Raw genomic sequence first — 14999 nt, 5'->3', positions numbered from 1 at the left:
AATGCCCCAAGAATAACGCTTCTTCCATAGGAGAAGCGAGATGACCTCATACTGTGAATACCCCACTCCCTCGTCACCATTGGCGAGCCGTGCCGGTCCGCGCCAATGGGCCGGCCTCGCCGTTCTGGCCCTGCCGACGCTGTTACTGGGTCTGGACGTGACGCTGCTGTATCTCGCCTTTCCGGCGCTGGCCGCGGACTTGAAACCGGACAGTGCCCAGGCGCTGTGGATCATGGACATTTATGGCTTCTTCATCAGCGGCTTTCTGATCACCATGGGGACGCTTGGTGATCGCATCGGGCGCCGTAAACTGCTGATGCTGGGTGCCGCCGGCTTTGCCCTGGCTTCCTTACTCGCCGCCTTCGCCAGCACCGCCACGCAACTGATCGTGGCGCGGGCGTTACTGGGCTTTACCGGCGCCGCCCTGATGCCCTCGACTCTGGCGCTGATCAGCAACCTGTTTCGGGAGCCATCCCAGCGGGCGCTGGCCATCGGTATCTGGGCCACCATGTTCGCTCTGGGAATGGCCGCCGGCCCGTTGGTGGGGGGTGTGCTTTTGGATCATTTCTGGTGGGGATCCGCCTTTCTGGTGGCACTTCCGGTGGTAGCGGTTCTGTGGCTCTGCGCCCCCTGGCTGCTCCCCGAATACCGCGATGAGAGCAGCGGACGGCTGGACCCGGGCAGCATGGCATTGTCACTTCTGGCACTTCTGCCGCTGATCTACGGTGTCAAGCACTTCGCCAGGCACGGCCTGGATTGGCAAGGGGTCATCGCGCTGTTGATTGGTGCTCTCGGCCTGCTTCTGTTCATCAAACGTCAACGACGCCTGGCGGATCCATTACTGGATTTAAGCCTGTTCCGTGGCCGCTCGTTCACCGCGGCCCTGCTGATCCTGTTGGTGGGTCTGATGGGGGTGGGTGGAGCCATGCTGCTGGTGACCCAGTATCTGCAACTGGTCAGTGGCCTGTCTCCCCGCGTCGCCGGTGCCTGGATGGGACCGCCGGCCCTGGCGATGCTGGTGGCGGCGATCAGCGCGCCGCTGCTGACCCGACGCTTCCCGGTCGGACGGGTGGTGACCGGAGCGCTGCTTTTCTCCGTATTGGGCTATCTGATGCTGGCCTGGGTGGACGCGGAAGCTCGAACGATACAGGTGGTCAGTGGCTTTGCCCTGATCTATCTGGGCCTGGGAGCCATCGCCGCGCTGGGTACCGATCTGGTGGTGGCGGCGGCGCCAACGGGCAAAGCAGGCTCCGCGGCTTCGCTGTCGGAAACGGTACAGGAACTGGGAGTGGCGTTGGGCGTCGCCATATTGGGCAGCCTCAGCGGCAGCCTCTATCGCATCTGCGCCGCCGAACAACTCGGAGCCCTATCCACGGCCGTCAACGAAAGCCTTTGGCAGGCGGTGTCCGTGGCGGACCAGCTACCGGCGGGGGTACTCGAGCAAGCGCGGGAGATTTTCACCCAGAGCCTCAACCTCACCGCTCTGATCACCGCCGTGGGTATCGGCCTCCTCGCCATGGTGCCAGTGATCACACTAAGAGGCGGGCACTGAATACGGATAAGGGGAATGGCCCGGCGGCGCCGCGCCATTTCCCAGCAGGTTTACTGCGCCAACTGGAAGAGCTTCACATCCGGACGTCCCGCCAGCAGGTCCTTGAGACCACCACCGAGCCCCTTCATGTTCTCACGGTGGGCTTCCAGAGCCGCCTGATCCGTGTATTGCTCATAGATCATCACCACATCCTTGTCGTCCAGGGACTGGTGAACGTTATAGGCATGGTTACCTTCTTCCTTGCGTACTTCCGCCGCGATCTTGTTCATTTCCGCCGCCAGAGCGTCCCCTTTACCGGCCTGCGCCTGCAGCACAGCTACGATTCCAAGCATGTTGTTTTCCTTACGTTGTAAACGATTAGCAACCGGCATGCTGGCACAAGCGCGGGGGTGACGAGAGCTTCTGACACTATTGGTTACGTTTTCCGTTAAGGAGAGCACCGGCCCACCCGCTGGCGGCCGGTACTCACTCCCTTCCCCTCAAGACGCGGAAGACGGTTTTCCGGTGGCGGCCTTGCGTCGACGAGGCGCCTTCCTGGCCGTCGATGTCTTCGCCCTGGCCTTCTTTTTCACCGGCACAGTGTCGTCCACCTTGGCTTCCCCGGCGGCGGCTTCGGCCGCCGCCGCTTCATTCGGCAGCGCCTCGATCTTGCGCAGCGCCTGTTCCAATCGCTCCAGCAACTCATAGGCCTCATCTTGCGGCAGCATTCTGCGACAGGCGGTAATACCGAATTCAAGCTGCCCGGCATAGCTGTGCAAAGTGATATTCAGGCCACTGCCATGGTAGGGAATCGAGACAGGGTAATAATGCTGCATTCTGGCCCCGGCGATATAGAGTGGTACCGGCGGACCGGGCACATTGGAAATCAGCACATTGCCCACCGCCGGCATCTGATTGAGCAGACGGCTGCGCCCGATCAGGGATGCCAGGCCGGTCATGAACCAGGGCGCCCCCATCACTGGGAAGTCCACGGCGAGCACTTCCTTCAACTCGCGGACCACTGATTTGCCCGCTTCGGACGAATCATGTATCGCATGGAAGCGTTCTCTCAGATCTTCGATATCGGTGGCAAGATCCACGCGAATCATGGTCACCTGGTTGTTCATGGTATCGTCGTCAGCGGATCTCAAGCTGGCCGGAACCATGGCGATCAGGGACTCCTTGGGCAGCAGGCCGCGGTCCTTGAGAAAGCCTCGCAAAGCCTCGCTGCACATGGTCATGATAACCGTATTGATGGTCCCCCCGGCCCGCTTGCCCAGAGCCTTGACCTCATCCATGGATAATGTAAGACGTGCGAAGGAACGCTGGTTGGTGATCGAATCGTTGAAAATGGTGCGCGGCGCCATCCCCAGATTGAGGGGACGTTCTCCTGATTTCATCGATTGGCTGGCCATGATATTGGCGGCCTTGCCCCACAAATTGGCGGTTACCGGCATCATGCCCGCCAGCTTCCGGTACTGGTGCGCGGCATTGGTAAAACCGGCCCGCAGCAGTTCAGCGAAACCGAGTTGGTAGGCGCCTCCGCGCGAGCGGCGAGGCGGTATCACCGTGCGGATTTCCTCAGTGGTGTCATAAAGCACCTTGGCGAACTCCATCCCCGCCTTGCCGTCGATGCCGCTGTGGTGAAGCTTGGCGTAGATGCCAACCTGCCCTGATTCCAGACCGTCAATTACGTAGATTTCCCACAAAGGGCGGCTGCGATCAAGTAACATTGAATGCAAACGACCAATCAGCTGATCAAACTCCTGCATGGTTCCCGGCTTGCGAACCGTCATGTGGCGGATGTGATAATCCAGATCGATGTCGTGATCTTCAATCCATACCGGTTCGGCCAGCTCAAAGGGCATCGCCGCCAGCTTTCGTGTCAGCACGCCCGACAGGTGCATGCGATCGCCAACCAGTTTTTTTACTTTGTTATAGAAATCCGTTATGTCGCCCTCAGGGGCGTCGACCAAGGCCAGGCTCGCCACGTGCATTGGCGTTTCAGGAGTTTCCAGATGCAAGAACGAGGCGTCAATACTGCTGAGATGTTCCATGCTGCTTCTCCCCGGAAGACATCGATTCTTTCACGTCACCCGCGAACCACGGCAAACAAAGAGCACGCGGGAAAACGGATGCGAGCAATCAGACAGCGGTGACACCGCCGTCGACAGCCAGAATTTGCCCGGTAATGAAGGCACCGGCCTTGGTGGCGAACAGTGCCGTCACCCCTTTCAAGTCCTCTGAGCCTCCCACTCTGTCCATTACCGACATTTTGGACGTTTCGCTTTCACTCAACTGAGCGGTCATCTTGGTGGGAAAGTAACCTGGTGCGATGGCATTGACGTTGATACCAAGCGGCGCCCATTCGTTGGCCAGGGTCCGCGTCATGTTCACCACGGCACCCTTGCTGGCGTTGTAGCCCAGCGTCGGTATGCCTTCCGGATAGAGGCCAGCCAGCCCCTGAATCGAAGCGATATTTATAACCTTGCCGCTCTTGCGAGGGACCATGCAGCGCCGCCCTACTTCCTGGGTAATCACGAAGATGGCCGTCACATTCAGATTGATGACTTTCTGCCATCCGTCCAGGCTGTGCTCAATGGTGCTTGCCCCCCATGAGGTGCCGGCATTATTCACCAGGACATCAATCGGCCCAAGGGCGTCCACTACCGTCCCCACCATGGAGGGAATGGCATCAAGGTTGGACATGTCACAGACAATCGGAAAGGTCTCGATACCCAGCGACCGGAGATGCTCCGCTGCCGCGGTCAGTTCATGCATCTTACGGGCAGTGATCGCCACCTTGGCACCCAGCTCACCGAGGACTTCAGCCATCTGCAAACCGAGCCCGCGTGAGCCTCCCGTAACCAATGCGACACAGCCATCGAGGTTCTGCAATTCGGATAAGCTCATTCCCGTCTCCGTGCTTATTATTCTCTACGGTATTTTTGCCAAAGCCCGGGTGTAACCTTGACACCCGGGCGCCCGACGAGGTCGGCTATTTCTTCGGTTGAATCAGCTTTTGCAAACTGCTCATGTTCTCCTGCAGCCGGTCCTGAAGCACTTTCCAGGCATCACTGTGCGCTTTGACTTCCAGCTCGGCCAACTCTCGCACATTACTCATTGCCTTCTTCAGCCGCTCCCGGGCCGCTTCACCCTGCTTGCCCAGTCCCTCGCCCGTCGCGCTGGCTTCCTTTACCGCTACCTGCCATTCCTGCAGGGTTTCTTCAAGGATTTCGCCGCGCCGTTTGACCAGCGTGCTGATTCCTTCCGAAGCCTGACGACTGGCTTCATTCAAAGCCTCGAGTTCCTTCTTCTGCCATTCAGCGATAGCTTCCAGATCGACTCCCGGCAACTTGTACTTCTCGAACAGACCTTTCACCTGATCGGCCCATTGGGTGGCGGGGTTTTCGTTTTTTTCCGCTGATTCTTTGGCGCTTTTTGCTGCCATGCTGCTGCCTCTCCTGCTCTGCCTGGTTATAAAATGATTTGGACATGGACCCTTACCGGATCAGCCAAACGATTGCCAATAACAACGTTAGCAAGGGCTCCGAACCCCAACGAGGTTTGCAGTGACAGCCAAACCGGTCATTTTGGGACACGGATTGGGCTGGTCCGTTGATACCCGCGACTCACTTTTCCTCCCCTCGCCATTTGGAGAACAACGCTTGCCATTGCTCCGTTCCCGGCGCCACCGGCAACCAGGTTCTGACCAGTTCCTTTGGATCAAGCTTTTTGAAGTAGCTCTGCACTCGTTCCTCCGCGCCCTTCATCATGCGATCCTGCATCGGCTTCCAATTCGGCAGGCCCAAAAAAATACGGGCCTCTTCCGGAGTACATTCCACGTTGATGGTCACTTTCATCGCACCACTCCTTATTGGCCCTTTGCTTCAGGAAAGCGCATCGGTGAAACCATAGGCACCAAGTACCGCCTGAAAGCCGCGGACGTCATGTCCCATCACAAGTAGGTCATGCTTTTTACCTCGCAGATCTCTCACGTGATCCCGGAGAACACCCTCCGGGCGAAACCCCAACCCCTCGAACACGGCTATAGCCCCTTTTTGGTCCGGGGTCATCCGTACCACCAGCCTTTCCATACCCAGATCCAGCGCCGAGGCGAAGGCCTCCTGTACCAACACCGTTCCCAGCCCGGTGCCCCGCATATCAACACTGACCAGAACACGAAGTTCGCCCACGTGCGTTGACCAGGGCTCATTGGATGGGATAACCGTCGCGGTACCCAAGAACCGATTATTACCCTCCGCCACCAGCCCGATCATTCGACCGGACTGCACCTCATCCAGCCATTTTCGAATCACCGCCGGTTGCGTAATGTCCCGCATCAGAAACAACAAGTCGTGATCAGGCAGAGCGGAGGCGAAGCGGAGCATCGGCTCCTGGTCGGATTGTGTCATTAACCGCAGTAGCACGGACTTGTCGGCAAGGGTCTGCTCGCGAGGCAAACGCTCGGCACGCTCATCACCAGCACTCATAACGAACGCTCCGACAACCATCCGTCGATTCTTGGCCATAGACGTTTGATCGCGTTCCGGCCAGCAACGAGACTGACATGCCCGCCCTCGATAACCTCCTCGATACGATCCTCCGACGCCACCTGGTGAACCAGGCATCGGGCGGATTCATAAGGAACGATGTGATCGTACTTCGCTACTACATGCATAAAAGGCACCGTTATCTCTCCGAGATCGACCTTTCGGCCATTGAGTTGAAAGCGCCCTTCGACCAGACGATTCTCCTGAAGCAGCTCCTTAACGGTCTGACGAAAGCATTCCCCGGCAAAAGGGATTTGATCGTTACTCCAGCGGTCCAGCCGGCGATACGCGGTGACGAATTCGTCATTCCACATGTTGTCCCAAAGCCGAATCTGGGAAAAAAAGCGTGAGGCCGGTCTCAGCATGTCAAAGGATGCAAGAATCATCTCGGCGGGCACGTTTCCTAATCGGTCAACGATATCGTCAACGTCGAAATGACGCTTGTCCGTCCATGCCCTCTGTAACGTCATTCCTGAGAAATCGATTGGCGTGGTCAGGCATAGCAGATTCTTCAGCGGGCCGTGCGGATACTGTGTTGCATACAAAACCGACAGCAGCCCGCCGAAGCAGTACCCCAGAATTGAAACATCGGGCTCGCCGCTGTCCTCCTGGACACGGGCGACACAAGTGGGCAGGAAGTCCATGACGTAATCCTCCAGACGCAGACTCCTGTCCTCGTCCCGCGGCGCGCCCCAGTCAATCAGGTACACGTCAAAGCCGTTTTGAACCAGATACTCGACCAGGCTTTGCCCGGGAGCCAGGTCGATAATGTACGGCTTGTTGATCAAGGACATCACCAACAGAACCGGTACGCGATAAACCTCCTCCGTCTGTGGCAGGTAGTGATAGAGGACCAGGGTTCCCTGCCGGTAAAGTTCGGCCTTCGGTGTTTTTCCCGCGTCAGTGCCGCGCTGATTGAGATACTCCATCCCCTTTATCTGGCGCAGAATCACCCTTTCCACTTCACGTTGGACGATATCCGCGACCTGACCAGGAAATAAGGAGGTATCAGCTTCAACCTTTCTGGTCATAGGAGGCCCCGTTTACTTTCCACTGATACTCGAATTGCGTGTACGTCTCGGTTTCGTGGCGGTCACCCGCCCAGCGCTCCGGGACTTAGCGGTCGTGGCGGAATCCCTCTCCAAACGATTAAGGGCTTCCTCGATGGCGTCCAGTCTCTCGGCAATTGCCGCCATGTCCTCCCTGGTAGCCAGATTCACCGTCTCGAAGTAGCGCTTTGCCATTTTCTGAAAGGTACTCTGGGACTGTAGAAGAGCCTTTAATACCCCCTGGCTCGCGGCGGTATACTGCGGCGTGGCCATTGCCTTGCTAAGTCCCTCGTTGATATTTCTTTCCGCCTCGGTCAAGAAGCTTCGCCAGGCCTCAAAAGGATCCTGAGAGGCACCATCGTCCGGTTTATTACTCATTTCCCGTCTCCGTCTGCCGTGTCACCATCTCTGGAGAACATGTTTCCATGCCATACACAAACCGCTCTTCCTACGATAAACATAGTGCTCCGCACGGAGCATCGGGAAAGGTGTTCAGAGTCCTTTTATCCGGTGATTTACGGACAGACGAGGTCAAAAGCGAGCACGACGCCACCAGGCCCACTCGGCCGTTTTTCCAAGAAGAGATGAGTAATAAGAAAAAAATCCGGCCCGGCCGGACTCAGCTGTCGCTCGAGTCCATCCCCCGATACTCCGATGGGGAGCATCCCGTCCAGCGTTTGAAAGCGTGGCGGAAATTTGCCGCATCCGAGTAACCCAGCCGACAGGATATTTCTTCATTGGTCAGCTCGGTTTTACGCAAATACTCCACCGCCAGCCGCATCCTTACATCGCGCAACAACTCCCTGAAGGACGTGTCCTCATTGGTAAGCCGGCGGCGCAATGCTCTCGGGTGCATGCCCAGCTCCGCCGCCACCCCTTCAAGATCGGGAAAATGACCAACGTATTCGACCAGAAGTTCTCGCACGTCCGCGGCGACACCACCCGAGACATTAAGTTCGCTAAGGAGTTTTTCGCAGATTTCCAATACCATGGCGTTGGTACGAGCGTCAGCGAAGGGCAATGGATCTTGAACGCCAGGCGCCTCGAACCAGTAAATGTTTTCCTCCTGATCGAAGGATACCGGACACTCCAGGACCTGCTCATAAGCGTCGCCGTAGACCGGGCGCGGGTAGGCCAACTCCACCCGGGAAAACCCGAATCTTCCGCCGGTTACATCCCGGCAAACCGAAAGATGAGCAGCCAATGCGAACTCCACCGAAAATCGGTAGGCCATGTCCGCCGGATCGGTCCATTGTCTTGGTGTCAGAGTGCAGTAGCCGCCGTTGCCTTGCAGAATCATGGGAGCCTGACAAAACGGGCTTCCAGAAAGAATGTACTTGTTGTTGACCATCGACACGTCGATGAAATTGGCACTGCTCAACAAGGCGTAGCCATACATACCGTAGCTGGTAACGCGCATCCTCCTGCCGGCACGTAGAGCCACATCGGTATCTTGCATCAGATTCAAAGTATTGCGAACCACCTTCTCCAGGTGTTGACAAGAAGTGCGCGTGGTATGCCTGGCAAGCATCGATACTTCAAGATCGGTCCCGTCCAGTATCTTTTGCACAGCGCCCGTTTGTGATTCAACTTGCTGAATGATAGCGGTGATGGAATGGGTAAAATTGACACACCTTTCGGAAGCTGGAACAAAGTCGTCTACCATAACGGGTAATACCGGATCACGTTCGTTTAGTTGTTTTAATACGGGCATTGCCTTTCTCCCGGTGCAACACCCTAATAATTAGCGGCTGAACGCATGGCCGGTCAAGCACTTAATTATCTTGTCCTTTATAAATTTCTTCGGGTTGAAGAAATTTTTTAGAGAAGAAAATATCGCTCATGGGCAAGCCCGCCCATGAGTAAAAAAAAGCGGTGACACCAGCACTCCTGATACCAGATGAAGCGCCGGCGACACCGAGAACCAGCACCTGTCACGGCGCTGGCCGACCCTATGTTACGATGCGATATCGGCGTACCGCGCCGGTTCCGGGAACCAGTCCCGATTGGCCTCCCCACCCTTGAAGGGACGCCAGCCACCCTCCTTCTGCGCCAGCCGGTCCGCAATCACATAATAGGCAAGAGGGTTGTGCCCCAGACCACAGTGGCTGCCCCTGATTTCGATATTCTCGCGTCTTTCCCCTTCTTCCTCGATGGAACATTCCCATGCCACGATGCCGTCGGTGCGGCTATAGACTGAGCTGAAGGGCACATCCGGTGGAACCTCCACATGGAGGGACTCTCGTACCTTGTCCACTGAGTGACCAGCAAGGGATTCGTAAAGACGCCAGGCGTTACTGGCTCTGGGGTTTCCCTTGAATGGCGATCCCAGGGTGATCACCTGGCGCACCAAATCCGGCGCCTGCTTGGCCAGCTCACGGGCATAAAGCCCCCCAAGACTCCAGCCGATCAGACTTACCTTCTGACCATCGTGTCGTTCATGGATTTCCTTTAACCGCTCGATCTGCCGTTCGCGCATACCGGAGCGATATCCCACATTGCGTCCCAGATTCCAGCCATAAGCCTGGTAGCCACGATTACGCAGGAACATCCGTAGCGCCACGGTGCTGGAATCATCCGCGCTGAGTCCTGGCAGAACCAATACGGGATGGCCGTCCCCCTTGGGCAGGGTTCCGAGCCACGGAAGGGATAAAGCCAGGCTTCCAAACTCCACGGCAGCCCGCCATTCCGCCCAGAATAGAAATAAGGACGGCGCTTTGATTTCGCTGGAAACAGCCTGCATATTCGAGCTCCTTTCATTCGTTGTTGTTACTTGAGTCTCGTCGGCAAAACCGAAATGGTTATTTTCTGCTCACTCTTTTCACCATGGTCCCTATGAGCAAATCTCAATCAGCACATTTACAGTGCGCTGTTAACACAATAAAAGATGCACGCCCCGGTGCTAGGTCGAAATCGTCCGGCCAGCCAGTCCACTCAGAACCCCCCGGGCGGTCGGTTCCGGTTTTATCTGTCAGGAAAGGCTTTGAATGAAACAGCGCGGTGAATGGGCGCGGTCAGCGACTCCGCGCGGAACGACTTCTCCGCGCTATGATTGGCGATGGTGATCCGGAACTAGCGTTCCCGCAGGGCTTCTCCGGCGTGATCGATCGGTTTCATCAGATACTCGAAAACCGTCTTCTCGCCGGTGCGGATATCCACCTTGGCGATCATACCCGGCACGATCGGAAACCTGGTGCCCGCATCATTGATCAGAGCATCCGTTTTGGTACGGATGAACACACGATAGTAAAAGATCTCTGGTTTGACTTCGTCCTGAATGGTATCCGGTGAGATCATGGCCACCTCGCCATCCAGGTCGCCATAGACGGTATAGTCGTAGGCGGTGATCTTGACCTTGGCGGACTGACCGGGGTGAATAAAGGCAATATCCCTGGGAGAGATCCTGGCTTCCACCAGCAACTGATCGTCCAGAGGGACAATTTCCATCAGGCGACCATTAGGTGGAATCACTCCGCCCCGGGTGCTGACCTCGATGTCCTTCACCACTCCGCGCACCGGCGAGCGCAATGTGAGCCTCGACAGAGCGTCCGAGCGGCCCCGTACCACAGAGGACAGAGCCTTGGCTTCCGCCTCCGCACGAGCCAGTTCCTCCCGCGCAAGAATCAGGTATTCAGAGCGGATCTCACTGGCTTTCAGCTCCAGCTCCGACAGCTGGCGCCGTAAGCGCAGCACTTCCACGTTGCTGGCAGCTCCGATTTCCAGCAGCGATTCCGTCAGCTGCAACTCTTCACGCACAATGCGCTGGGACTTATGGACGCCAGCCAAAGACGATCTCAACCCCCGGCGCCGCGTTTCATACAGTTCGGTTTCCGCGGCGATGAGTTCGGGATAGGCCTGTAACGCCTCCGGGAAGATCAACGGTGTCTCGTTGACTTCCGCTTCCAATCTGGCAACGGTGCCCAGGGCCGCGCGATAACGGGCCGCGCTTTCTTCCACACTGGACTCGGTCTTGGTAAGGTCCAACTGAGCCAGCACTTGCCCGGCTTCTACGATCTCCCCTTCCTTGACCCTCAGGTCCATCAGGATTCCCCCTTCCAAGGACTGGATCACTTTCTCCCGGGAAGACGGAATCACACGGCCATCACCTGTCGATACTTCCACTACCTCGGCAAAATAGGACCAGACCAGTAACGCGGCCATGGCCAGACAAACCAGCCACACAATACGGGTTGAACGAACCACCGTGGCATCGTCCACTTCATCGTTGTAATGACGATGGTCATTGTCGTAATCCAACAGAGAAGCCATTCCTCCAGCAGCGCTCATTGACAGTCCGGTGATATCAGGCGGGCGGGAATTGGCGGCATCGCGGCTCCCCTTCATGGCCGGGTCCCTTCCTTGTTGTTGTTCGTGGACTGAAGCGGAGCCTTTTTCGATAGGATCGACAGTGCTTTGGCGCGCGTATCGTCCAGCAGAATCTGTCCGTTTTCCAGCACAATGATACGGTCCACCAGATTGAGCATACTCATCCGGTGTGTCGCCACCACCAGAGTTCGGTTTTCCAGCCAGTCACTCATTCTCTGAATGAATTTCTTTTCCGCTGTCTCATCCAGTGAGGCGGTAGGTTCATCCAGCAGCAGAACATTGGGCTGTCGCAACAGCAGACGGGAGAGCAACAGCGACTGGCGCTGACCACCGGACAGGCCGAGCCCGCCTTCAAGAATCGGATGGTCAAGCCCGTCGGGCAGCGTTCTCAGATAATCACTGGCACCGGTCATATCCATGGTGGCGAGTAACTCCTGGTCGGACACATGGGGGGCGCCCAGCATCAGATTATCCCGCAAGGTACCGTGGAACAGCCGCGCGTTCTGGCTTAGAAGCCCCACATCCCGACGTAGATCCGCCGGATCGATATGAGTGAGATTGATACCGTCCAGGAGAACCTGTCCAGAACCGGCTTCGATGGCGCCGGCCAGAGCCTGCAACAACGTGGATTTGCCCGCGCCGTTACGCCCCAGCACACCGATACGCTCTCCCGGTTTGATGGTCAGCGCCTTCACCGCCAGAGCGGCGTTGGGGGCATCGGCATATTGGAATACCGCCTGCTTCAACTGATAGTGACCAGTGACAAAGGGTCGGTGAACCCGTTTTTCCTCCTCGGGGTGGTCCACCGCGCGCTCCATGATCTGATCCAGGCTGCTCATCGCCACCTTGGCATGCTGCCATTTGCTCATCACATGCGTGATTTGAGACATCGGAGCCATCATGCGTGACGCCAGGATCGATGCCGCCACCAGCGACCCGACCGACAGTTCCGCTTCCATCACCATCGGTGCGCCGAACAGGACAATGACGGCGAATACCCCGCTCTGTATCGTGTGACTCCACACCACCAGGGTATTGGCGATGTAACGCAGTTTCAGATTCACGTCGGCGGTGACCGCGTTGTAATGATTCCATTGCTGCTGAAAACGCGCTTCCGCTTGCAACGACTTGACGTCCTCCAAACCCTGGATGGTTTCCACCAGCATCGCATTTCGTAGTGAAGACTCGCGCATGGCTTCGTTGGCGAGAATATGCAGGCGCCTCTGCGCCAGCATGCCGGGAATGATCATCAACACCACCGCAGCCAGCGGTACCAGCACCAAGGGACCGGCGATATACCAGAGCACGAAACAGAACAACAAGAAGAAAGGCATATCAGCGAATGCCGTTACCGTGCTGGAGGTAAGCAATTCCCGAATATGCTCCAGTTCGCGAATCTGGGCGATAAAGGACCCGGTGGAGCGCGGCTTCTCCGAGTTTTTTATGCGTAGCGCGTGGCCAAAAACGCGATCCGACACGCGCATATCAGCCCGCTTGCCAAGCAAATCGGTGATATGAACCCGGCTCCTGCGCAGAATGAAATCAAACACCATTGCCACCAGAACACCGGAAAACAGGACGTACAAGGTGGCATAGGATTCCGCCGGAACCACACGATCGTAGACCTGGCGGGAAAACAAAATGCCGGCCAATGCCAACAGATTGGCTACCAGTGATGCCAGCATCACATGTCCGTAGGGCTTCAGATCACGAAGAATGATGCGCCGGAACCAATTGGATTGATAAGGCCGGACATAATCGTCCACCCGGGCATCGGGGGCCGAACGGGTCGGTCTCAGGATCAGTGTGAGAACCACATTGTCGACAAGCTCCTGACGAGGAAGCTGACTTCTGAGGCCCTGATCGCCACTATAGGACAGCGTCACCGCGCCATCACCGCCAATGCTTTCGGCCACCGCCACCTGGCCGTCCTTGAATTGCACCACCAAAGGAAACCGCCAGGGTGTCAGCGGCATTTCGCCCAGATCACCAATCTTGCAGGCCAGTCCCAATTGGCGGGCCATGGCCTTCAGCACATCGCCGGGGCTCTGCCTCATGCTCCAGGCAGCCGTCAGGTGAACATTTTCCTCGGAATATTCCAAACGATAATGCCGGGCCACCGCCAACATGGCTTCGGTCCACGGTCCGTAGTCGGGAGCCGGCGCGGCTTCGTCCAGCGTTTCTTCGACATCCTGGATACTCATGGCTGAATCGGCACTCCCTGCACGGCGGCGCTGCTCAAACCAAACGCCGCGCGAATTTCCGCCACGTTGTAAAGACAGTCGATTTGCAGGCGGCGTAGATCAAACCGGGTGTTCTGCTGCTCGAAGCGGGACTGGTGGATCTCCTGTTCCGTATTGAGAATGTCCAACAGTGAGCGCGTTCCCAATGCTAAATATTGCTGCCGGTACAGCTTCTGCGTCTCGGCGATGCTGTTATAGCGGTTGTTCAGTAATTCGAGGCGCCCGGACAGACTCCGTGTCTGTACCTTCGCCTCCCGTAATCCCAGGGAGACTTCCCGGTAGGCGGCATCCCGGGCGGCGTTCGCCGCCTCAAGGGCGTAGTCTGCCGCCCGCCGGCGGGCCTTTAACGCGCCGCCTTGAAACAGCTTGCTGCTTACTCCCAGGGAAACGAAGACATCATTGTCCCGATCCATGGCTTCCAGGTCCGCGGGCCGATCATTCAGATAGTGCTCGAAATCCGCGGAGATCGAGAAGGTCGGCAACATCTGTGCCCGCGCCTGACGAATCAGCGAACGGGCTTCCTCCCGCTCCGCTTCCGCCCGCATGATCCGGGGCACATTGTCGAAGTCTTCTTCCACGCGAAGGCAGGCGTCAGCCAGATGATCGGGAAACTCCGGAGATACCGTGACCGGCCCGGGGGCATTCAACAGACTTTGCAGATTACGCTGCCACGCATCGCTTTGTGCCTGGAACTGCAGAACCGTGGCCTGGGCCGCCTCTTTTCTGGACAAAGCCTGGATTTCGTCCGACCGGGTGGCGGCGCCCTTGGCGGCCCGCTGAGACGCCAGTTCCTGCAGTTCTCCGATGGCTTCCACCTGCTCCCTGGCGATTGTCAGCAGCGTCTGATAACGCTGGACCTCGATCACCGCCTGCGCGGTTTCCTGGGCAAGCTGGTCCACCGCCAAAAGCACGTTGGCCCTGTCCCGCTCCACCCCGTGGGAAGCCGCCGCCACGGAGCTGGAAACCTTGCCAAAGTCGTACAACATCTGTGAGGCCGAAGCGGTCAACGCCTCTTCGGAGCGTCCGGTGGAGTCCCTGTAGCCACGGCTAAGACCGGCGCTGAGTTCGGGATAATAGCCTGCGCGAGCCACCGCCACCTGTTCGTTTTGCTGGAACAGGCGGCCAATGGATTCAGCGATAACCGGGTGCGTATCCACCGCCCGTCGAACCGCGCTGACAATATCGAAATCCACTTCGTTTCCGTATACCGGAACCTGTTTGACCTGTTGTTTCAGGTCACCGGTATCGACTTCCCCTGCTCCGGCTTCTCCAAGGCAAACACAGAGCATTACCATCG

At 57.5% G+C, this 14999-nt stretch carries 14 protein-coding genes; 1 reads left to right on the top strand and 13 read right to left on the bottom strand.

The window, feature by feature from the left end:
- Nucleotides 1-40: 40 nt before the first annotated feature.
- On the top strand, nt 41-1552 hold the full coding sequence (locus RYH70_RS09680; protein ID WP_317010118.1) for an MFS transporter: 1512 nt from the start codon (nt 41-43) through the stop codon (nt 1550-1552).
- Nucleotides 1553-1602: 50 nt separating this feature from the next.
- On the opposite strand, the gene RYH70_RS09675 is transcribed toward RYH70_RS09680, so the two are convergent.
- The 13 genes from RYH70_RS09675 to RYH70_RS09615 all read right to left on the bottom strand — a co-directional run bounded on the left by RYH70_RS09675 (nt 1603) and on the right by RYH70_RS09615 (nt 14991).
- Nucleotides 1603-1884, bottom strand: coding sequence for a putative quinol monooxygenase (locus RYH70_RS09675; protein ID WP_022996780.1), 282 nt, complete (start codon nt 1882-1884; stop codon nt 1603-1605).
- A gap of 147 nt (nt 1885-2031) precedes the next feature.
- Entirely contained in the window at nt 2032-3588 is a 1557-nt protein-coding gene (locus RYH70_RS09670; protein ID WP_022996779.1) for a WS/DGAT/MGAT family O-acyltransferase, read from the bottom strand.
- An 88-nt stretch (nt 3589-3676) separates the two neighbouring features.
- Nucleotides 3677-4444, bottom strand: a complete 768-nt coding sequence (locus RYH70_RS09665; RefSeq protein ID WP_022996778.1) for an SDR family oxidoreductase — start codon at nt 4442-4444, stop codon at nt 3677-3679.
- A gap of 85 nt (nt 4445-4529) precedes the next feature.
- Nucleotides 4530-4982 (bottom strand): TIGR01841 family phasin, encoded by a 453-nt coding sequence (gene phaP / locus RYH70_RS09660; protein ID WP_022996777.1) that lies wholly within the window; start codon nt 4980-4982, stop codon nt 4530-4532.
- Nucleotides 4983-5163: 181 nt separating this feature from the next.
- On the bottom strand, nt 5164-5394 hold the full coding sequence (locus tag RYH70_RS09655; RefSeq protein WP_022996776.1) for a DUF6489 family protein: 231 nt from the start codon (nt 5392-5394) through the stop codon (nt 5164-5166).
- A 27-nt stretch (nt 5395-5421) separates the two neighbouring features.
- Nucleotides 5422-6024 (bottom strand): GNAT family N-acetyltransferase, encoded by a 603-nt coding sequence (locus RYH70_RS09650; RefSeq protein ID WP_022996775.1) that lies wholly within the window; start codon nt 6022-6024, stop codon nt 5422-5424.
- On the bottom strand, nt 6021-7115 hold the full coding sequence (locus RYH70_RS09645) for a PHA/PHB synthase family protein (protein WP_080530888.1): 1095 nt from the start codon (nt 7113-7115) through the stop codon (nt 6021-6023). The genes RYH70_RS09650 and RYH70_RS09645 overlap by 4 nt, the downstream gene beginning before the upstream one ends.
- 12 nt (nt 7116-7127) lie before the next feature.
- Nucleotides 7128-7511: a hypothetical protein gene (locus RYH70_RS09640; protein ID WP_022996773.1), complete on the bottom strand. Its 384-nt coding sequence runs from the start codon at nt 7509-7511 to the stop codon at nt 7128-7130.
- A gap of 241 nt (nt 7512-7752) precedes the next feature.
- Nucleotides 7753-8847 carry an AraC family transcriptional regulator gene (locus RYH70_RS09635; protein WP_022996772.1) on the bottom strand — a complete coding sequence of 365 codons (1095 nt, stop codon included), beginning with the start codon at nt 8845-8847 and terminating at the stop codon, nt 7753-7755.
- Nucleotides 8848-9090: 243 nt separating this feature from the next.
- On the bottom strand, nt 9091-9876 hold the full coding sequence (locus RYH70_RS09630; RefSeq protein WP_022996771.1) for an esterase/lipase family protein: 786 nt from the start codon (nt 9874-9876) through the stop codon (nt 9091-9093).
- Nucleotides 9877-10205: 329 nt separating this feature from the next.
- Nucleotides 10206-11402 (bottom strand): HlyD family type I secretion periplasmic adaptor subunit, encoded by a 1197-nt coding sequence (locus RYH70_RS09625; RefSeq protein WP_022996770.1) that lies wholly within the window; start codon nt 11400-11402, stop codon nt 10206-10208.
- A gap of 71 nt (nt 11403-11473) precedes the next feature.
- Nucleotides 11474-13663, bottom strand: coding sequence for a type I secretion system permease/ATPase (locus tag RYH70_RS09620; RefSeq protein WP_317010117.1), 2190 nt, complete (start codon nt 13661-13663; stop codon nt 11474-11476).
- On the bottom strand, nt 13660-14991 hold the full coding sequence (locus RYH70_RS09615) for a TolC family outer membrane protein (RefSeq protein ID WP_317010116.1): 1332 nt from the start codon (nt 14989-14991) through the stop codon (nt 13660-13662). The genes RYH70_RS09620 and RYH70_RS09615 overlap by 4 nt, the downstream gene beginning before the upstream one ends.
- Nucleotides 14992-14999 lie beyond the last annotated feature (8 nt).

Source organism: Alloalcanivorax xenomutans, assembly GCF_032810065.1.
In the GTDB taxonomy this organism is placed as follows: Bacteria; Pseudomonadota; Gammaproteobacteria; order Pseudomonadales; family Alcanivoracaceae; genus Alloalcanivorax; species Alloalcanivorax xenomutans.
This window is presented reverse-complemented; position numbering and strand designations above follow the sequence as displayed.